The organism is Ekhidna sp., from assembly GCF_040220215.1.
Classification (GTDB): domain Bacteria; phylum Bacteroidota; class Bacteroidia; order Cytophagales; family Cyclobacteriaceae; genus Ekhidna.
This window is the reverse complement of record NZ_JAVJTR010000025.1, coordinates 435,964-456,504: the sequence shown is the minus strand read 5'-3', so window position 1 is coordinate 456,504 and position 20,541 is coordinate 435,964. Positions and strand designations below refer to the sequence as shown.

Genomic DNA, 20,541 nt, shown 5'->3' with positions numbered 1-20,541 from the left:
AGATAGTTTATGATTTTGGGAGTTTCATCGCTCCCTTTTCATCAGTTTCTCAAAGAAGTCAATCAGGTTTTGCTTTCCTACCGTCCTTGCAGCCAAATCATTTAGCAGGGCAAAAGCTTCATCATAGTAGCTGTTCATTTTCTTTTGTGTCAATTCGAAAATGCCTATCTCTTCGTAAATTGATTTTACAGCTTTTACCTTATCATCAACCTCATAGTCCGATGCGGACAGCCATTTGTCCAGCTCTTTTCTTTGAGCGGGAGTAGCTAATTCGAGGGCCTTGATTAGTAAATAGGTCTTTTTGTTTGAAGCAATATCTCCACCAACTTGTTTGCCGAATTTGGCTTTATCCCCATATACATCCAGTAGATCGTCCATCAGCTGAAAACCTATTCCTGCTTTCTCACCAATCGCATTCAGCTTCGCTAATTGGTCGCCACTCATGCCTGCTAAGAGTCCTCCATATTCCAAACTAAAACCTAGCAGCACTGCAGTTTTTAATCGAATCATTTCGATGTACTGATCCTCAGTAACCGTTTCAAATTCTTCGAAATTCATGTCGAGTTGCTGCCCCTCACACACCTCCACCGCACATTTGTTGAATTTTTGAATTGCCGCCTGTAGTGATTCGGGAGATCCAGTCAAAAGCTGATCATAGGCTTTTACCATCATGGTATCTCCACTGAGTATGGCCACCGTATTGTTCCACTTTTCATGGACGGTAGGCTTTCCTCTTCGGATAGGAGCCAAGTCCATAATGTCATCATGCATCAATGTGAAGTTGTGAAAAATCTCCACCGTAAGGGATGGCTCAATGATTGACTCCAGATCTTCATTTTTCAATCCATATCCCAACAACACCAACATGGGTCTGAGGCGCTTTCCACCCAGTGACAGGATATATCTTATTGGGTCGTATAGGTTTTGGGGATGGTCACCAAGTGATAAATTGGCAAGCGACGAGTCAATTTTTTCCAGCAGATTTTTCATTGGCTGCAAGATAAAACCACAAAAGCATTCTGTTGTTTTATTCCTCCTCTAACTCGGTCCGATTCATTACTTCGTTTTGATGCTCAATGGATTCCTGGTGTATGGCGTTGAGGTAGCGAATCATAAAATTTTTAGACAAGCCTTGCAGCTTACCGTTTGCTGATGCTTTGTCAATGATTTCTTCCCATCTATTGGTTTGAAGGATTGTAATTCCCTTTTCTCTTTTCACAAGGCCGATTTCTTCCGCCACTTTCATGCGCTCGCCAAGCAGTTTAATCAAATCATCATCTATAAGGTCTATCTGACTTCTTAGCATGGACAGTTTCTGAGAAAGATCTTCATCCGAGATGTTGGGCCGCCTGACCACCAAATTATCAATGATGGTCTCCAAATCCTTTGGCGTCAACTGCTGATCTCTGTCACTCAGAGCATTGGACGGATCAATGTGAGATTCCAACATGAGCCCGTCAAAATCCATGTCCAGCGCCTGCTGCGAAACGGCATGAAGCAAGTCCCTTTTTCCACAAATGTGGCTCGGATCACAAACCATTGGTATCTCCGGAAACCTTCGCTTCATTTCAATGGCAAGCTGCCATTTCGGATCATTTCGATAAACACTGTTTCCATATTGAGCAAAGCCTCGATGAATCAATCCCAGCTTGGTAATACCCGCACCATGTAATCGTTCCAATGCTCCTGTCCATAATTCAATATCCGCATGGACCGGATTTTTGATCATCACCGTCGCATCGGTTCCCTTCAGTGCATCTGCTATTTCCTGCACAGAAAAGGGGTTTACGGTAGTTCGAGCACCAATCCATAGAATATCTACTCCCTGTTTTAGCGCTTCAAAGACATGGTTAAAGTTTGCCACCTCCACTGCAGTTGGCAACCCTGTTGCCTCTTTCGCTTTTTTCAGCCACTGCAGACCTTCGACCCCCACCCCTTCAAAACTATTTGGGCGGGTTCGCGGTTTCCAAATGCCTGCTCGCAGGATATCCACCTTCCCGGATTTTGCAATGGTAGTACAGGTTTCAAGGACCTGCTCTTCGGTTTCCGCACTGCATGGGCCGGAAATGATAACCGGTCGTTTTTCTTTAAAAATTGCTATCGGTGATGTCTTCATCTTGTTTCGTTTAGGCGGTTTAGTGTTTCATTCCACACGCTTTCCGGACTACAAAGTGAAAAGCGAATGTACCTTTTTCCATTGGATCCGAAAATGGAACCAGGTGGAACAAAGATTTTATACCGTTCCAAAAGCATATCTGAAAATTGCTCCGCATCCACTTCAGCATCAGGAATTCTGCCCCAAACAAACATGCCCGAGGATTTGGTATGATAGCTGCAATTCAAAGCATCCAGAATTTTATTTACCATGTGCTTTCTTGAGCGATACACTTCATTTAAGGCATCAAACCAACTTTCATCTAAGGTCAATGCCTTTATTGCTGCTTTTAGCATTGGCTTAAACTGACCAGAATCTACCTGACTCTTGAAAGTTAAAACTGTTTCTATGAGCTCCTGGTTTCCTACCAGCATCCCCACACGCCATCCGGCCATATTATGTGACTTGGACAAGCTGTTCAATTCAAGTACGTGATCATCTGGAGAGCAGGCTGACAGGATACTCATCGGACGATCAGTCAAAATGAAAGCATAGGGATTGTCATTGATCAACACGATGTTGTGCTTTCGGGTGAAGCGAATCAGTTTATCAAACAGTTCGGTTGACCCTGAAGATCCGGTAGGCATGTGCGGATAATTCACCCACATGATTTTGATCGAAGCAAGATCCATTTCTTCCAAATCATCAAAATCTGGTTGATATTGATTTTCCTCCTTCAAGTCATAGTGAATAATGTTAGCACCCGCCATTTTGGAAGCCGTTTCGTATGCAGGGTATCCGGGGTTCGGGATCAAAACACTATCTCCCTCATCCAGTAAGGACATACAGATATGCGTAATGCCTTCCTTTGACCCAATCAGTGGAAGAACTTCGCTATCTGGATCAAATTGGCAGTCAAAGAACCGCTGGTACCAGTTTGCGATGGCCGACCTGAGCTCCGGAAGTCCCTTGTAGCTCTGATATTGGTGTGCGCCATTTTCAAGAATGGCACTATTAAATTCTGCAATCACAGACGGGTGCGGTGGAAGATCCGGACTTCCGATACCCAGGTTTAGCACCTCCATTCCTTGCTTCCTAATGGCATCAATTTGTTGAAGCTTCTTGGAGAAATAGTATTCACCAATACCTTGTATTCGACGTGCTGAAACTACATTATTCATAAATTTTACCCTTTTTGTAAACCCCTAAAATTTCGATCACCTCAGACAGGCTTGCTAGTTCATGAAAAACCTTGCTTTTTTGGCCATAATCAGAGAATTCCAAATCCATGAAGAAACCATAGGTGCGTTCCCAACCTGAAACCGGATGTGATTGCAGTTTGCTAAGGTTAACCCCCAGATCACTGACAGCCGTAAGCACTTTAGCTAAAGCGCCCGGTTCATGCTTCGTTTCCAAATAGATGGATGCTTTGTCTGTTTCTTTCTCAGCCTGGTTTAGTGCTTTGGTTAAGACGAGAAATCGCGTGAAGCTTTCCTTGTTTTCTATACCACTCTGTAGAATGGTTAGGTCATAGGTTTTGGCTGCCAGTGAACTTGCAATGGCCGCCACCTGACTCAACTTGTTTTCTTTAATGTGGCGAGCACTTCCTGCGGTATCAAAGCATTCCACTACTCTCAACCTTTCATGATTGTCCAGAAAGTTGGAGCACTGACGAATCGCCATCTGATGAGATTGGACCTCTTTCAGGTCTGAAATACTTGTTCCATTGTAGACCATCAGGTTCATTTTGACCTGAAGGATTACCTCTCCACAGATCGTCAATCCACCCTGACGAAGCAATGCATAATTTGGAATGATGCAACCGGCTAACGAATTCTCAATGGCCATCAACCCAAAGTCCGCTACGCTCTCAAGCACTTGATTGACCACACCTCTGAATGTCTCACATTCATTCAGCATGATTTGATCTCCGAAGTGGTGGAGTGCAGCTTCATGATGAAAGCTGCCTTTTAATCCCTGGATCGCAATTCGTTTCATTTTTTAACCTTCTTCATTGGCAGTCGGCCCTGCCGACAATAAAAAAGGCCTCCCTTTTGGGGAGGCCTCTGTAAAATTTCTTATACAACAGATATACTATAGCCACCCCATTATCCGCTCTGGATAAAAGAAATAGTAGCTAAAGTAAAATGATACCTGTGCGTTCATATGTGAGTAAATAGAAGTGAGAAATTTTTTAAATGCAAGTCATAAAAGAAATTATTTAACATAAATAGATTTATATTTATGTTTTATAAACATTATGGCAACATTTACAAGCAGTTTACCTGACGATCTTCTGAAAAACCTTGGTGAAAAGGCCAAAGAGCTATCTATGCCTAAAAACAAGATTATGGAACGTGCCATTCGTATCTATCTGGATCAATTAAATAGAGCTGAATATGCTAAATCCTATAAATCTATGGGTGACGATGATGACATCATGGGCATTGCAGAAGAAGGTATGGAAGATTATCTAAAACAAATCGTTGATGAATCAGGGTGAGATTTGGTATGCTGACCTAAATCCGACCAAAGGAAGCGAACAATCAGGATTTAGGCCGGTTGTTATCACAAGCGGAAACCTTTTAAATGCCAACCTCAAAGTTGTTATCGTATGCCCATTAACAACTAAAGTAAAGGAATACAAAGGCAATCCCGTTCTTGAACCCAACAAACAAAACAAGCTTTCAGAAAAATCTGAGATCCTTGTTTTTCACATTAGATCGGTTTCCAAAGATAGATTAGTTAGAAAGATCGGTTCTATCTCTAAAAAGGAACTAATCCAGATTCAAACTACCGTTCAGGATATTTTGAGGTATTGAAGATTCCCGGAACAATCCGGGAATCTTTAAAAATCACAACTCCCTATCGGTGAGCCATCTGGTGCTTTGATTGGATCAGGGATTTTGAATTCATCAGGCTCTTCTAGAAAACGGTCAATTTGAGAAACTACATATTGATAATAAGTCCCGTCATCATTGGTACTTCTACTGGTTCGGCCGGAAGCATATGATTTGATCTCTTTGATTTTTGCCAGCGTTTTAGCTCTCACCTCATCATAAGCTCGATCACTAACCGCAAGTCCCATAAGCTGTTTCAACATTTCCATTTCCACCACTTTTTGAATCGTTCGATCCAAAGCGGTTGTTGAAGGGCTCATCCATGTTGCAGACGTAACCCGATCTAATACTGCATCTACACCGGGCTGTTTTGCGTCTCTGGCTTTATATGTCAGAAGCCTATTAAATCGATCCGCATTGAAAATGAAACCAAATGGCAAACTTGCTGCAGTCTCCACTGCTGCCAGGTAATCAAATGCCGGTCCGGTTCGTGACTGGAATGTTTCACGAGAACGACCGTAACCAAATGCTCGGGGTGGAATTTGACCAAGTAACTGCTCCGGTAGTTTCAGGTTTTCCACCTTCACGGTATTTAGCAATGCTTCTAGAGCTGCCATTTGCTCATCGGCAGAAAGCATCTCTGTCACTACCTCATCGCCTCCTCTCAAGGCATAGCTATAATTCAGTCCACCGATCAGTTTGGAGGTGCCATCCACCTGATAGCGATGAAACAAATACATCGGTACCAATGCTTCCTCAATAGAACTCATGGGCATCCCGGTTTTGATGGCTTTTTCGGAAAACTTGTCGAGGATCGTTCTTCTGATTTTCATCATTCGATTCAACTCGACAGCCGCATTGGTTCCATTGTCCCATAAGTGTGCTTCCGGGTGTAAGCCACTAGATGGTCGAGCATCCTGATCCGTGATATATCTCAGATCATTGTCAAAAGCTTCATCCAAAATAGCACTTAGCTTTTCCTCATTTTCGCCCTCCGGAAAATCGCTATATCCATAGGTGATTGTCATTTTATCCCACGCTCCAATTTTATCATCATAAGCTTCACTTAAGTCTATGTTCCCCTGATCATCCATCTTCACATATGGGTGAGGGTAGTCCATCACTGAAGCTCTGTCATTGACGCTTGCAGCGAAATTGTGAGCTAGTCCAATGGTATGACCCACCTCATGCGCAGAAAGCTGACGCAATCTGGCTAGGGCCATTTCGGTCATGGCATTTGGGGTTTCATCTCCATTTTCATACGGTTGTAATAGACCCGTGGCTATTAAAAAGTCTTGTCTCACACGTAATGATCCCAGACTTACATGCCCTTTGATCATTTCCCCTGTTCGTGGATCGGTGACACCTCCGCCGTAACTCCACCCTCTGGTCGAACGATGAACCCACTGAATTACATTGTATCTCACATCTAATGGGTGTGCTCCTTCCGGCATCACTTTCACCTGAAAAGCATCTTTATATCCGGCTGCTTCAAACGCCTGGTTCCACCAACTGGCTCCCTCAATAAGTGCTGAACGGACGGGTTCCGGTGCTCCTCTATCAACATAATAAATGATTGGCTCTACAGGTTCACTGACAGCAGCATTTGGATCTTTTTTCTCCAACCTGTGACGAACGATAAAACGCTTAACTAATGGCTGATCTATCGGAGTGGCATAATCCTGATAGGAGATATAGAAAAATCCACTACGCGGATCAAAAACCCGTGGAGAGTAATTGTTATCAGGAAGTTCAATGAATGAATGATGTGTCCGGACAGTTACTTCATCTGGTGTTGGAGTTACAGACTGTAGCCACCGACCCTGAGCATCTCCACTAAATGTTAGTAATGATTCAAACTCCGTATTTTTTGGAAAATTAAATGTACCATCCATGTAGATGGCCGAACGATCTTTATCCAAGGAAAAATTTCCCTGATCATTGTTCCTTAATGTGCCTGCAACGTAGTGAGAATCTCTCAAAAGGAAGTCTGTAATATCAATTAAATAGCTATTGTTACTCTTTGTTTTAATCTCAAAACCTCCCAGAATAGAAGTTGCAAATGCTTCTGCAACTGACTTTACTTCATCCGGGTTTTCGCTCACTGCTCGATAGGTAAGATTCGGCTGAATGAGCATGAGCTTATTGCCATGCTTTTCGAATTTTACCACACGCTCACCCCATAACTGACCCCTATCCAGTCCTATATCATTAGACCCAATTCCAGCAGCAAGGGAGTTTACATATAAAAATTCCTGACCTAAGCTGCTTACCTCCAGGAACATTCTTCCTACTTCTTCATCATAATAGAAATTGAAAAAGCCCTCCTGCTTTTGCATGCCTGAAGTAAATTCAACGATACCGTTTGATGGTGCCTTGGACTGTGAGGTTGCGGGAGTGTTAGATGATTGACATCCGGTGAAAATGATCGCTAATAAGAAAGTGATCAGAAAAGGATAGGTTCTCATTGTTGTATATTTATGCTGTTCGAATTATCAAGCTATTAAAGTAAAACATTGATCACCACAATCATATTAATAATTGTATCAATCTATGTTATTGTTAATGTAGCGGCATATTTCTTACAGGAGAAGTTTTTGTTCAAGCCCGAAAAGCTTCCGCCGGACTTCCAATTCAAGTATGAAGAACAAACCGTGCAGGAGCACAACCTATACATAGGTGATGATGTTCGGATCAATGGCGTGCACTTTAGTGTTGAGAAACCAAAAGGAGTAGTCATGTACCTCAAGGGTAATTCCCGATCTATCAAAGGTTGGGGGAAGTTTGCCATTGATTTCAACCGACTGGGTTTTGATGTGGTAATGGTAGACTATCGTGGGTTTGGAAAAAGTACCGGCAGAAGGTCTGAGAGAGAAATAAAGGGAGATTTGCAGAAAGTTTATGATATACTCAAGAGTAAGGTAAAAGAGAAATACATAATCATCTATGGTCGATCTATGGGATCCGGTTTTGCTGCTAAACTTGCAAGTAATAACAACCCCCGCATGCTCGTATTGGAATCTCCTTACTATAGCATGCAAAAGATGGCCAAACGCTACATTCCATTTATGCCTGCTTCGCTGATATTAAAATTTCCTTTACGTACCTACAAATGGATTAAGTACGTAGAGTGCCCCATTAAAATCATCCATGGCACAAAGGATAAGCTCATCCCTTATAAATCCAGCTTATCACTCGCCAATATCAAACCAAATATTACACGCTTGTATTCCGTTATAGGTGGTGGACATAATAACCTCCACACGTTTGAGGAATATCATCGCATGCTGGAAGAAGCATTGAATTCAGCAGAACTAAAACCGATTGACCCGGATAAATCCAGTTTAAACTTTACACGAAACAGAAAAAATAAGCAGTGAGCAGCCTTAAAGTGTTTGTTTTCATTCTCCTGGCAGTATACCTATTTGGAGGTCTGGCATTGCATCTCCTTCAAGATCAATTCATTTTTTTGCCTGAGCGATTGGATCCTGACTATCAATATTCGTTTGATCAGAATTTTGAAGAATACAACCTAAAAATGGAGGATGGAGCGGAGATTAATGCGCTTCATTTTACCCTTCCTGAATCTAAAGGGCTAATTGTCTATTTTCATGGAAATGCCGGGAATCTTGCTCGTTGGGGTGAGATCGTAAATCCTTTTGTAGAGATGGGCTATGAGGTATTTATTACGGATTATCGAGGTTATGGCAAAAGCACAGGCAAACGATCAGAAAAAGCGATGTTGAAAGATGCTGATGAGATTTACACTTTTGCAAAAACACTTGAAAAAGAAGATCGGATCATCCTGTTCGGACGCTCACTCGGCTCTGCTTTTGCGTCTTACATAACCGGAAAAAATCAACCACAAAAACTCATCTTAGAGACTCCTTTTTACAGCCTTTTAGAAGTAGCCAGAGGTCTATTTCCAATTTATCCTACTCCCTTGCTTTTGAGTTACCGATTTCCAAACCATGAATATTTGAACGATGCTCAGATTCCAATTTTCATTTTTCATGGGACTGATGACGAGGTGGTGCCCTATGAATCCGGAATAAGATTGGCAACCGAATTTGAAGAAAATTCAACTTTCATTTCCATTCAAGGTGGTCACCACAATGATTTGGCGCTATTCGAAGATTATTGGGCTGAAATGGAAAACGTATTGAATGATGAGTGAGTCACTCTATTTCATAGCGGTTGTTCCCCCGACAGAAATTCAGGATGAGATCACCAAGTTGAAACATGAGGTTGCTGAAAAATATGAAAGCAAACATGCCTTAAGATCACCACCTCATATCACGCTTCACATGCCATTCAAATGGAAGGACAAGCGATTCGAAGAGCTCAAACAGGTGATGGAAAAGCTGAACAGTAACATAGATTCCATTCATGTAGAGCTAAAAGGATTTGACTTCTTTGAACCACGAGTTGTTTATGTAAATGTGATTGAAAATGAAAAGCTAAATCAGGTACAAAAAGTGGTAGTAGACATTTGCAAAAAGGAATTGAAACTAGATAATGCCAACTACAAAGACCGGCCGTTTCATCCGCATGTTACCATTGGGTTTCGCGACCTGAAAAAGCGAATGTTTTACGAAGCGAAAAAGGAGTTTGTTGAGCGAGAGGTGAGTTTCAAGTTTCGAGTAAATCAAATCACCCTTTTAAAGCATGATGGCAAGAAATGGAATATCGTTGAATTTTAATTATGATTGTAGGATGAAAGCAATACTTTCCCTCTTTTTTATTGTAACAATAACCCTAGCTTCTGCGCAAGAATTGGACTCTATGAGTAACGAGTATCCAGGTGTTTACACATTGGTAGATGAAGTTGCCACCTACCCTGGAGGGCTTACAGACTTTTACGATTTTTTGAAATCTGAATTAAATTATCCAGACCAGGCATTAACAAAAGGAGTTGAAGGAAGAGTTTTTGTTCAACTGATTGTGGAAAAAAATGGTGAATTAACTAACCTGCAGGTGGTTAAGGGAATCGGAGCAGGATGTGACGAAGAAGCTATGAGGGCAATAGCCCGTTCTTCTCCGTGGAATCCAGCAAAAAAAGATGGTGAAATTGTTAGGCAAATCCTGATTCAAAACATTTTATTTAAACTACCTAAAGAAAGTAATTAATTACCCCACTCAAAAACCTCCGTATCCTCCTCTTTAAACAACCTTGCACTTTGCACTTTTTCAAAGGCGCGGAAGTGCACCAGGTTTTCCTGATCACCCCACACTTCATGCAAGATGCCGTTCCAAACTTTTACTCGCTCCAGTTTTTTTACTTTCTCTATCTTCATATTGCACCAAATCACCCTATCTCAGCCCCCTAAATGTTTTACTCACAAAATCCCACAACACCACTCCTATACTTACCGAGATATTCAGTGAATGCTTGGTGCCATATTGGGGGATTTCTAAGACCGTGTCTGCTGCTTCCACCACAGTCTCATTCACCCCAAAAACTTCATTGCCAAACACAAAAGCATACTTTGCATTTTTTTCAACCTGAAAATCAAGAAGAGAAGTACTTTCATCAGCTTGTTCGACAGCTACGATCTGGTAACCTGCTTTTTTCAAATCATCAACGCATTCGATAATGGTTTCTTTGTGTTCCCATTCGACCGAATCCTGAGCGCCGAGGGCCGTCTTGTTAATCTCCCGGTGCGGAGGTTGGGCTGTAATACCACACAGGTAAATTTTCTCCAAACGAAAAGCATCGGATGTACGAAAAGCCGAGCCTACATTCATGGCACTACGCACATCGTCCAACACCAAAACAGCCGGTATTTTTTCTGCTTCCTTAAATTCCTCCGGCGATAGTCGGTTCAGCTCCTCGTTCTTAATTTTTCGCATTCTAAATTGTTAGCAATGTCATTCTGAACCTGCCTGCCGGCAAAGGCAGGCGCAGTGAAGAATCTTTTTTTATTGTTAGTTAGATCCTTCGTGCCTCAGGATGACATATTGATAAATGGACTCATTTCAAAGTCAACATTAATCGATCTTAACCATTAATATTGCTTTTTGAAACCTCAAAATTAAACCGAACGATCTGCATGGCAGGCACCAAGACGAAAGCGAAAGAAACCCCCTTGATGAAGCAGTACAATGCCATCAAAACCAAATATCCGGGCGCATTGCTTTTGTTCAGAGTGGGTGACTTTTATGAGACCTTCGGTGAAGATGCTGTCAAGGCCAGCAAAACGCTGGATATCGTGCTGACCAAGCGGGCGAACGGCTCACAAAAAGAAATGGAGCTGGCAGGATTTCCGCACCATGCCATGGACAATTACCTGCCCAAGCTCGTGCGTGCCGGCTATCGGGTAGCCATCTGCGACCAGCTGGAAGATCCGAAATCTGTCAAAGGAATTGTAAAACGTGGCGTGACCGAGCTGGTAACTCCCGGGCTATCGCTCAACGACAATGTATTGGATCAGCGGAAAAATAATTTCCTTGCTTCCGTCTATTATCACAAAGAAAAATGCGGTGTAGCTTTTCTTGACCTTTCCACGGGAGAGTTTATGGTTTCGGCCGGTGCGGAAGACTATGTAGACAAACTCATACGAGGGTTTCAGCCATCGGAGATCATCTACCCCAAACCCAATCGGGATTGGTATGGTGAAAGATACGGTACCAGTTTCTCCTCGTTTGCATTAGAGGACTGGATCTTCAGCAAAGATTATGGCTATGAAAAGCTAACCACCCATTTCAATGTACCCAACCTGAAGGGTTATGGAATTGAAGAGTTGACGGAGGGCGTTCTGGCTGCTGGTGCTATCCTGTATTACCTCGACGAAACCGAGCACAAGGAAACCAACCACATCAAATCCATTTCGCGGATTGATGAAAACAAATACGTGTGGCTTGATCGCTTCACCATTCGAAACCTGGAGCTGATCCAGTCAGCACAGCCGGATGGCATCTCGCTCATCGACACCATCAATCAGACGCTCACTCCTATGGGTGGCCGATTGCTAAGAAAATGGATGGTATTGCCATTGAAAAGTAAGCCGGAAATAGACCAGCGACTGGACGTGGTGGAGACGCTGACCACCGAAGATGAACTGCAGTCATCTCTTCGGGATCACCTGGAAAAGATTGGAGATCTGGAGCGATTAGTTGGGAAAGTAGCTACCAGTCGCGTCAATCCCAGAGAGCTACTACAACTCAAAAAAAGTTTATCTCAGGTTCAGCCGGTTAGGGATTTGCTGAAGGGACAAAAGTCATTCAATGCCTTTCATGATTTATTGAACCCATGCGAAAAGCTCATTGAAAAGCTGATCGAAGAATTAAAAGAAGATGCACCATTGCAACTGCATCAGGGCAATGTCATTCAAACAGGCGTAAATGCCGATCTGGATGATTTAAGAGCCATTTCCACCTCCGGAAAAGATTTTCTTTCAGGAATAAGGGATCGGGAAGTAGAGCGTACGGGTATTAGCTCGTTAAAAATCGCTTACAACAAAGTCTTTGGTTATTACCTGGAGGTGTCCAACGCTCACAATGACAAAGTGCCGGAAGAGTGGATCAGGAAACAGACGCTGGTCAATGCAGAGCGGTACATCACCGAAGAGCTAAAGCAGTACGAAGAAAAAATCCTGGGGGCAGAGTCCAAGATTCAGGTGCTGGAGCAAAAACTCTACACCGAACTGGTAGCTTTTGCGCACTCGTACATTGATGCGATCCAGCAAAATGCACGCGTGATCGCACAGCTCGATTGCCTATCATGCTTTGCAGAGCAGGCTCAATCGTATCAAAACTGCCGACCGAATATTTCGGAAGAAAAAGTCATTGACATCAAAGAAGGCCGGCATCCGGTCATTGAACGAAACCTGCCGGACGGTGAGGATTACATCACCAATGACCTTTACCTCGACAATGAATCGCAGCAGGTGATGATCATCACCGGACCAAATATGGCCGGTAAATCTGCATTGCTAAGACAAACAGCCCTTATCACATTGATGGCGCAGATGGGATCTTTTGTTCCTGCCGGTTATGCGAAGATCGGGTTGGTGGATAAAGTATTTACGCGCGTTGGAGCTTCGGATAATCTTTCACGCGGGGAGTCCACATTCATGGTGGAGATGACAGAGACTGCCAGTATTTTGAACAACCTCAGCGATCGTTCGCTGGTACTGATGGATGAGATCGGCCGGGGGACAAGCACGTACGATGGTATTTCCATTGCCTGGTCCATTGTGGAGCATTTGCACAACCATCCGAAGGCAAAAGCCAAGACCTTGTTTGCGACACACTATCACGAGTTGAATGAGTTGGCGAAAGACTTACCAAGAGTGAAGAATTTCAATGTGTCTGTTAAAGAGCTGGAAAACAAGGTGATCTTTATGCGAAAGCTGGTGGAAGGTGGAAGCGAACACAGCTTTGGAATTCATGTGGCACAGATGGCCGGAATGCCGAATGAGATTGTGATCCGGGCAAATGAGATATTAAAGCATCTGGAAAAGGAAAAGCTAACGGACTCAGACCATCAGAAACTAGAAGAACTGCCTCCCGATAGTTATCGGGACAAACAGTTCCAGATGAATTTGTTTGAAGCGGATCCTCGCATGGAGCGCATGCTGGACATCCTTCGGAATATTGATGTGAACACCACCTCACCTGTAGAGGCGTTGCTCAAGCTAAATGAGTTGAAAGAGGTGCTTAAAGGAAATTAAGCGACAGCTGCCAACACTTCGTTCTGCATGGAGTTTGCGTCCATGATCAGACTGTTCACATACTGAAGCTTGGCTTCTAAGCTGGAATCTGCTCTGTTCTCAAGAATCCTAACCAGGTGCTTTCTTACTTTCACTGCACATTCCAGGGTCATTTCTACTTCTTCCTTAAACATATTCGTACTATTTAGAGTGGTTTGTATTTTTTGTCTCATATCGACAATACAAAGATGATAAATACACGGACGCCTACTTCCTGTGTAAATCTGGATATTCAACTACGTAAAATTACTAGTTGATTTTTGCACGATTTGGGACTTCTATGATTAAGGTTGATTCATCGATTATGGCGAGTGGGTTCATCGAAAGAAGTTGTAGGTGGTTGGAATTTGAATTAATGTCTTTAAAGTATGCGTGTCACCCTGGGCTTATCGAAGGGTGTGGCGGGTGGAGAGGGTGTAAAAAACAAAAAAGCCTGACAATCAATGATTATCAGGCTTTAGTACCTCGGGCGGGACTTGAACCCGCACGACCGCAATGGTCACAGGATTTTAAGTCCTGCGTGTCTACCAATTCCACCACCGAGGCAGGTGAAGTGACCACAAAAAAAGATGCCGCATCTAGTGCGGCATGACATTGTGTGTCCTTGAGCGGGAGACGGGATTCGAACCCGCGACCCCAACCTTGGCAAGGTTGTGCTCTACCAGCTGAGCTACTCTCGCTTATCCTACTTCCTTTGAAAAGGACTGCAAATTTATATGAACCATTGAAAATTACAATAAGAAAATCCGGCTCTTTTTACCTAACTATTTTTTAAAGATCATTTGCTCCACTCAGGACGCACTACGGATGTTTTGAAGGAACGGACACTTGAGAGTTGTTTTTGAGTATCAATTTCGAGTTGCAAATCACAGGAAAACGTAAATAACAGTTCAAATGGTAATAGTAAATGCAATTAAATTGTAACAAGAAGGCAATTCATGGTGTTCATTAGGCATTAGGAACACTAATTAAAATTCAAAAAGCTTTAAGAGGAGAATCAGACGATAGCACGTGAAATAAATAAAAAATAGAAATGGAGAAAAAAGAGAGTAATGAAAATGAAAACAATCCGGCAGCATCAAAATTCAGCTCATTCTTTAAGGGGTTTAAAGAAAACCTCAGTGAGGGAGCCAGAGTTTTAGCTACTATTTCTACGGAAGTTTTTGAAGAAGCCAAAGAGAAGGCAGAAGAGCTTTATGAAAAGGGCTCAGACAAATTTGAACAAGCTTCCGGGGTGGTAGAAAGTTATGTTGAGAAATTTCAAGGAGAGAAAGAGATCAAACAGCTGTCAAAGGAAAAAGAAGAGCTCTGTTCTATACTGGGTGACGCAGTTTATCATGAATTCAGAAAGAACGGCACAGTTTCCAAGCGATTCCTCAGTACTAAAAAGTCCGAGAAATTGATTTCAAGCATAAAGGAAGTGGATAAAAAGATTCTAAAAATTGGTAAACAATTAGAAAAGAAATCTCTTTAGTAAATTGATGAAATCTATCTTCACTCAATTTATTATTTCATACCATGGTCAATAGAAATCCTGTCACATGTTTAGTTGAGTATATTGTTCACCTTTTAGCGATTTAATATCGCATCCGTTTCAATGAAAAAAAGGAAATATACAGACTTAGATGTCACGCTTATCAGACAGCAGGTTGAATCAGTGCTTAAGGATCATTTCCTGACTGTATTAAAGGAAGAGCTGAAAAGTGAAAGCGCTCAGGTGAAAGAAATTCTTGGCCTGGCGGATGCCTTTCAGGCTTTACCAATAGGGGAGCGAATGCAACCGGATGTGATTTCGCGTGTCAAGGAAGAAGTTTACGATGTGTTGAGCAAATCATGGGATTCGCCAGAAAAGGAGGATTCAGAAGAACCGTATGAGGAGTTAAAGGAGGCTTTGGTGGCTTCTTTGGATCAATTGCCTGAGGTAATTCATCAGACACAGCCTGGTGAACGATTTACACCACTGGATGAAGATAGTTTCTTCTGGAGGAATGTAAAAAAAGTAAAGCTTTTAGCCTTTAAGCTATCTACCATTGGGCGAAAACGGACAAAAAAGAAAGGAACAACACCTGTTTATTGGGGTCATTCGATTCCATTGAAAAACCTGGCCCTGTATTATTTTGGTGGTAGCCTGCTGAGGGACCTAATCCCGGTCACAGATCAGTTTTATATCGGACTGTGTAAGCAATATCTGCTGATCAAACAATTTGAAGAAGAGGTGTTAGAAGGTGATGTTCAAAAAACTACTACCCAAATCAAATCATCGATTACCAGGAGTTCAAAATCTATTCTTGCCGAGGTTGAAAAAGGCATTCATGCAGTACTTGATTCAAAAACTTCAGAATTTCAGCATGCTGCTGAGCGGGTGGGAACCATTGAGCTTTCAGCCCGGAAGTATTCTGATATTTCGATAAAGACCTACAATAGTATATCGAGTAAAAAGTGGGACAGAAATAATCAGGAATGGAAAAATACCGTTTTTGCTCTATTTGAAGAGTGGCGGCTTGACCTTGACATCCACATTTTAAAGAATAAAGCACATGCGCTTCTGGCGGAATTTCAAAGTTCGCAATTAAAAAAATTAGATGAGCAGATCAGTCCTGAAATTGCACTGATACAGGATTTCATCTCTGAGGCTGAAAAGTCAATTAGCACTAAGGAAGATGGGAGCCTTTCCAAGACACTTAAGAATATCAACTACCAGGCTGGCAAAAAGCTGGGACAGGACTTGGTTCCAGAACTATGTGATAAGCTCACCAGCCAAAACATTGTCAACCTCATCAACAAGCTTGAAGTTGAAGTTCGGCAACACGTTGAAGAATTGGATAATGAGCATGTAATTGTTCCGTCTAATAGTTATGATTCGGCACTAAAGGCTGATGAGCTGAAGAGGATTTCGCCTTATGAATTGATCTCTTTCGAGACATTAAATCGCTTACAGGAAGATTTAGAAATAGTTAAAAAAGAACTTTTCCAGTCATTGGAAGATACAGTGAGTAGCATTTCTGATCTGGATAATATCATCACCTTCAACATGGGAGCGGCTATTGCGACGTTGGAAGAAGAAGGGAAAACCGAAGAGGAAGTTGAAGCGCTGGCCGTCGAAGGTCTCAAAAGAGCATTGACCCGATTGACAACTTCTAAAGATCAGCTTACCAGCAGTCTTGAAAAAACTGCTGATCAGGTAGAAGCAATCATTAACACGTTCTGTGAGAGCATATTGGAATTGACAGATAATGAAAATGTCATTCAATTGCGTTTAAGGATTGCCAAGGCAAAAGCAGCACAGCAGGCTGCAGAACTGAAGGAGGGGATAAAGGATAAAATAATCACCCAAAAAAATAAACTGGTGATTCACTGGAAGGATGCACAGGAGCGAATAAAAAAGCTCCTGAGTAAAATAAGCAACAGCTTCATCCTTACAGCATCAAAACCTGAGATTACAAAAGAGGTATCCGATTTTCTACTTTCCTCACAGAGTGCGATAAACAGTCTTCCCCTGATTTACAGACGTCTCTATCGCATAGAACCACTGGAAGATCTTGAGTTGTTCGAAGGACGTGAAAATGAGCTGAAGAAGTTGGATGAGGCCTTTGAGAACTGGAACAAGGGACGGTATGCCGGAACGGTTGTTTTGGGTGAAAAATGGGGTGGCCTTACTTCCTTTGTGAATTTTGCGATCAGCCGTTCAAAGTACCCTTTTAGTATTACAAGATTTTCTGCCACAGATAATATCACGACAAAGAGTAGTTTGATCGATTTCATGAAGATCATTCTGAAAAATGATTCTTTCCAAAATCTGGAAGAAATCATCCAATTTCTAAATGAAGGTCAAAAAAGGATCATTGTGCTGGAAGATTTGCAAAGTCTCTATCTCAGGAAGATCGACGGGTTTGTGGCATTAAGACTATTGTTCGAATTAATGGCACGAACCTATGAGCGCGTTTTTTGGATTACAACCTGCACAATCTATGCCTGGAAGTATCTCAGTAAAGCAATCAATATAGATGAGTATTTCAGTTATGCCATTGAAATGGGCGAGCTGTCTAACGATGAAATTGTGAACATTGTATGGAAAAGAAATCGCATCAGTGGCTTTAATATCCAATTCGAGCCATCAGAGAAACTGGCTGTAGAAAAGAAATTCCTCAAACTTTCAGCGCGGGATCAGCAAAGCTTATTGAAGAAAGAATACTTCGAGGCACTTAATGCTTTTGCTAAAAGCAATGTTAGTCTGGCACTCATTTTCTGGCTCTTATCTACCAAAGAGGTAGATGAAAGTACTATCACGATTAGTCACTTTAAAAACCCGGACCTCAATTTCATCAATGTGCTATCCATGGATAAGGTGTATACCCTTCATGCACTCATTTTGCATGACGGCCTCACCGAAAAGCAATTGGCTGAAGTGCTCAATATTTCGGAATCAATGAGCCAGCTTAACCTTTTGGCACTGCTCGAAGATGGTATCGTTATGAAAGAAGAGACCGTTTTTCTGGTGAACCCAATAGTGTATAGAAACACAGTATTGATGCTGAGATCAAAAAATTTAATTCATTGAAGATGAGAATTATCGCCATGCTATGCTTTTGGATGATGACCTTCGGTCTGTTTGCCCAGTCCGATTCAACCAATGCTGCTCAAGTGAAGCTGCCAGGAGATTCGACCATACAGCTTACCACTCAGACAGATTCACCCAATGAAACACTGGAGGATTTAGGACCTCCACCGATTGGCGAAATATTTTCGATTTCTAAAATTGTTTGGGCCATCATTTTCCTTATAGGCGGATACATCTTCATACGGGTAACTTCGAAAATTCTGGAAGTATTTGCTGAGCGTAGCACCAACTACCGGATCACCATCAAAAGCTATATTCCGGTTGTCAAAATCATGGGCTGGATCGGACTTATTTTCATTGTGGTAGTGGGTATTTTTCAACCTCCTGCCGCTACTGTTTTAGCGTTTTCAGCTTCTGTGGGAGTGGCCATTGGCTTTGCTTCACAAGACATCCTCAAAAATATTTTTGGAGGCGTAATGATTCTGTTCGACAGGCCTTTTATGGTTGGAGATAAGATTGAAGTTGGAGGGTATTATGGAGAAGTTGTTGAGATTGGATTGCGGTCCACCCGGGTGGTGACGCCTGACGATAACCTCGTATCCATTCCCAATAGTGAGATCATGAATAATTCAGTCTCCAATGCCAATGCAGGAGAATCCAATTGTCAGGTTGTTTCTGAAATTTACCTGCCGATTGATGCAAACACGGTAGTTGCCCGGGAAATTGCCAGCCAGGCAGCCAAGGTTTCCAAATATGTGTACATGAACAAGCCGATCACCATTGTATTTAGTAATGAATTCAAAGACAGACAATCAGTGTTGTTGATGAAAATCAAAGCTTACGTCCTGGATATCCGGGATGAATTTAAATTCAAAAGCGAGGTGACGGAAGTGGTGATTAAGCGACTACTGGAGGAGAAAATCTTGAAGACGGATAAACCAATTTGATCCTCTGTAATTGCAGGTCTTTTTTGTTTAGCTCTTCACATAGATCGTTTTCCGATTCATAAACTCCATCATGCCATCTTTGGCTAGCTCCCGACCATAACCGGATCGCTTGGTGCCTCCGAAAGGCAGACGTGGATCTGATTTTACGAGTTCATTTATAAAATAGGCTCCATCGCTCACCTTGTCAGACATCTCCAATGCTTTTTCAATATTGGTAGTACAAACAGTTACTCCCAGTCCATATTTCGACTGCTCTGAAAGCGCAAATGCTTCTTCTATGTCCTTCGCCTTGATCATGGCAGCTAATGGCCCAAAAGTTTCTTCGTCAAAGGCTGGCATGCCGGGGGTTACATTCCCCAGAACCGTAGGTTCATGAAAGCATTCATTCTGCTTGCCACCAAACAATAACTCAGCTCCCGATTCAATGGATTTTTTGACCTGCGCCTGCAGTTGATCAGCCAGATCTTTTCTGGCCAGTGTCCCGATTTTCGTTTCTTCGTTCATTGTGTCTCCTGCATTCAACTTTTTCACCTCTTCGGTAAATTTCGAAACGAATTCATCATACACATTACCTACCAAAATGAAGCGTTTTGCTGCGATGCAGCTTTGACCACAGTTCATCATGCGTGCGGTGATGGCAGTTTTTACTGCCTTATCAATATCTGCATCTTCCCACACAATGAAGGCATTGTTTCCACCGAGCTCCATTAAGGATTTCTTGAGGTATTTTCCGGCAAGTTCTGCAACAGACGATCCTGCTCGTTCACTCCCGGTTAGTGTCACAGCTTTGATTGCATCATGAGCTATAATGCTTTCTGTTTGGTCGTGATGAACAATCAGGTTTTGAAAAACGCCTTCCGGAAAACCAGCTTTCTGAAAAACGCCTGCTATCTGTTCAGCACATCCAAACACATTTGGAGCATGTTTCAACATACCCGTATTTCCAGCGGTCAACGTTGGAGCGGCAAATCGAAAGACCTGCCAAAATGGAAAATTCCATGGCATGATAGCCAGCACACATCCAATCGGCTCATGTTTTACAAAGCTCTTCTGTGCATCTGTTTTGATGATCTCGTCAGCAAGAAAATCAGCGGTATTTTCTGCATAGTAGTCACATACCCATGCACACTTGTTCACTTCTGCTCTGGATTCAGAGATAGGCTTCCCCATCTCCAGCGTGATCATTTTGGCATATTCTTCCACATTGTCACGAAGTACCTGACCAGCTTTGGACATGAGCTTGGCTCTTTCAGTTATGGGCACATGTCTCCAGCTTTCAAAAGCTTTTTGAGCCTTTTCAAGCATGGCTTGAGTCTGTTCTTTTGTATGTGAAGTGTATTTTCCTACTTGCTCCCCGTTGTAGGGATTGATGCTCGTAAATTCCATT

Annotated in this window: 19 protein-coding genes and 2 tRNA genes; 10 read left to right on the top strand and 11 right to left on the bottom strand. The window is 42.4% G+C overall.

All coding sequences use genetic code 11. The features are described from left to right. Positions 1–24: 24 nt before the first annotated feature. The 4 genes from RIC88_RS18455 to RIC88_RS18440 are packed head-to-tail and all read right to left on the bottom strand — an operon-like array spanning position 25 to position 4,093. Positions 25–990, bottom strand: coding sequence for a polyprenyl synthetase family protein (locus RIC88_RS18455; protein WP_350219046.1), 966 nt, complete (start codon positions 988–990; stop codon positions 25–27). Positions 991–1,027: 37 nt separating this feature from the next. Beyond that, positions 1,028–2,116, bottom strand: coding sequence for a chorismate mutase (locus RIC88_RS18450; protein ID WP_350219045.1), 1,089 nt, complete (start codon positions 2,114–2,116; stop codon positions 1,028–1,030). Then, positions 2,113–3,276, bottom strand: a complete 1,164-nt coding sequence (locus RIC88_RS18445; RefSeq protein ID WP_350219044.1) for a pyridoxal phosphate-dependent aminotransferase — start codon at positions 3,274–3,276, stop codon at positions 2,113–2,115. The genes RIC88_RS18450 and RIC88_RS18445 overlap by 4 nt, the downstream gene beginning before the upstream one ends. Beyond that, a complete protein-coding gene (locus tag RIC88_RS18440) occupies positions 3,269–4,093 on the bottom strand; it encodes a prephenate dehydratase (RefSeq protein ID WP_350219043.1) in 825 nt (274 codons plus the stop codon). The genes RIC88_RS18445 and RIC88_RS18440 overlap by 8 nt, the downstream gene beginning before the upstream one ends. Before the next feature lie 262 nt (positions 4,094–4,355). On the opposite strand from RIC88_RS18440, the gene RIC88_RS18435 reads away from it, so the two are divergent. Both RIC88_RS18435 and RIC88_RS18430 read left to right on the top strand, forming a co-directional pair. Further along, positions 4,356–4,598, top strand: coding sequence for a ribbon-helix-helix protein, CopG family (locus RIC88_RS18435; protein ID WP_350219042.1), 243 nt, complete (start codon positions 4,356–4,358; stop codon positions 4,596–4,598). Continuing rightward, complete coding sequence (locus tag RIC88_RS18430) at positions 4,585–4,917, top strand: type II toxin-antitoxin system PemK/MazF family toxin (RefSeq protein WP_350219041.1); 333 nt, start codon at positions 4,585–4,587, stop codon at positions 4,915–4,917. The genes RIC88_RS18435 and RIC88_RS18430 overlap by 14 nt, the downstream gene beginning before the upstream one ends. Before the next feature lie 26 nt (positions 4,918–4,943). Here RIC88_RS18430 and RIC88_RS18425 read toward each other — a convergent pair whose 3' ends face one another. Next, on the bottom strand, positions 4,944–7,403 hold the full coding sequence (locus tag RIC88_RS18425; RefSeq protein WP_350219040.1) for a zinc-dependent metalloprotease: 2,460 nt from the start codon (positions 7,401–7,403) through the stop codon (positions 4,944–4,946). A 48-nt stretch (positions 7,404–7,451) separates the two neighbouring features. On the opposite strand from RIC88_RS18425, the gene RIC88_RS18420 reads away from it, so the two are divergent. Genes RIC88_RS18420 through RIC88_RS18405 form a run of 4 tightly spaced genes read left to right on the top strand, consistent with a single transcriptional unit; the run spans position 7,452 to position 10,065 of the window. Next, complete coding sequence (locus tag RIC88_RS18420; protein ID WP_350219039.1) at positions 7,452–8,315, top strand: alpha/beta hydrolase; 864 nt, start codon at positions 7,452–7,454, stop codon at positions 8,313–8,315. Beyond that, positions 8,312–9,112: an alpha/beta hydrolase gene (locus RIC88_RS18415; RefSeq protein ID WP_350219038.1), complete on the top strand. Its 801-nt coding sequence runs from the start codon at positions 8,312–8,314 to the stop codon at positions 9,110–9,112. The genes RIC88_RS18420 and RIC88_RS18415 overlap by 4 nt, the downstream gene beginning before the upstream one ends. Continuing rightward, complete coding sequence (locus tag RIC88_RS18410; protein WP_350219037.1) at positions 9,105–9,638, top strand: 2'-5' RNA ligase family protein; 534 nt, start codon at positions 9,105–9,107, stop codon at positions 9,636–9,638. Before RIC88_RS18415 ends, RIC88_RS18410 begins: the two co-directional genes overlap by 8 nt. 13 nt (positions 9,639–9,651) lie before the next feature. Further along, positions 9,652–10,065 carry an energy transducer TonB gene (locus RIC88_RS18405; protein WP_350219036.1) on the top strand — a complete coding sequence of 138 codons (414 nt, stop codon included), beginning with the start codon at positions 9,652–9,654 and terminating at the stop codon, positions 10,063–10,065. Here the strand turns inward: RIC88_RS18405 and RIC88_RS18400 are convergent. Together RIC88_RS18400 and RIC88_RS18395 are read right to left on the bottom strand one after the other, a co-directional pair. Next, positions 10,062–10,247, bottom strand: a complete 186-nt coding sequence (locus RIC88_RS18400; protein ID WP_350219035.1) for a DUF6702 family protein — start codon at positions 10,245–10,247, stop codon at positions 10,062–10,064. The two genes, RIC88_RS18405 and RIC88_RS18400, sit on opposite strands and share 4 nt — an antisense overlap. A gap of 1 nt (position 10,248) precedes the next feature. Then, positions 10,249–10,788: an RNA methyltransferase gene (locus tag RIC88_RS18395; protein ID WP_350219034.1), complete on the bottom strand. Its 540-nt coding sequence runs from the start codon at positions 10,786–10,788 to the stop codon at positions 10,249–10,251. Between the two features lie 200 nt (positions 10,789–10,988). Here RIC88_RS18395 and mutS point away from each other — a divergent pair, with 200 nt between their 5' ends. Continuing rightward, positions 10,989–13,610: a DNA mismatch repair protein MutS gene (gene mutS / locus RIC88_RS18390; protein ID WP_350219033.1), complete on the top strand. Its 2,622-nt coding sequence runs from the start codon at positions 10,989–10,991 to the stop codon at positions 13,608–13,610. On the opposite strand, the gene RIC88_RS18385 is transcribed toward mutS, so the two are convergent. From RIC88_RS18385 to RIC88_RS18375, 3 genes are all read right to left on the bottom strand, one after another. Next, positions 13,607–13,783, bottom strand: a complete 177-nt coding sequence (locus RIC88_RS18385; RefSeq protein ID WP_350219032.1) for a hypothetical protein — start codon at positions 13,781–13,783, stop codon at positions 13,607–13,609. The genes mutS and RIC88_RS18385 overlap by 4 nt on opposite strands. Before the next feature lie 327 nt (positions 13,784–14,110). Continuing rightward, positions 14,111–14,195, bottom strand: a tRNA-Leu gene (locus RIC88_RS18380). 61 nt (positions 14,196–14,256) lie between these two features. After that, positions 14,257–14,329 (bottom strand) — tRNA-Gly (locus RIC88_RS18375). A gap of 353 nt (positions 14,330–14,682) precedes the next feature. Between RIC88_RS18375 and RIC88_RS18370 the strand changes: the two genes are divergently transcribed. From RIC88_RS18370 to RIC88_RS18360, 3 genes are all read left to right on the top strand, one after another. After that, positions 14,683–15,123: a hypothetical protein gene (locus tag RIC88_RS18370; RefSeq protein ID WP_350219031.1), complete on the top strand. Its 441-nt coding sequence runs from the start codon at positions 14,683–14,685 to the stop codon at positions 15,121–15,123. Positions 15,124–15,246: 123 nt separating this feature from the next. Continuing rightward, positions 15,247–18,207, top strand: a complete 2,961-nt coding sequence (locus RIC88_RS18365; RefSeq protein WP_350219030.1) for an ATP-binding protein — start codon at positions 15,247–15,249, stop codon at positions 18,205–18,207. 2 nt (positions 18,208–18,209) lie between these two features. Next, complete coding sequence (locus RIC88_RS18360; RefSeq protein WP_350219029.1) at positions 18,210–19,154, top strand: mechanosensitive ion channel family protein; 945 nt, start codon at positions 18,210–18,212, stop codon at positions 19,152–19,154. A 27-nt stretch (positions 19,155–19,181) separates the two neighbouring features. Here the strand turns inward: RIC88_RS18360 and RIC88_RS18355 are convergent, their stop codons facing one another. Further along, positions 19,182–20,540 (bottom strand): NAD-dependent succinate-semialdehyde dehydrogenase, encoded by a 1,359-nt coding sequence (locus RIC88_RS18355; protein ID WP_350219028.1) that lies wholly within the window; start codon positions 20,538–20,540, stop codon positions 19,182–19,184. Position 20,541: the final 1 nt, after the last annotated feature.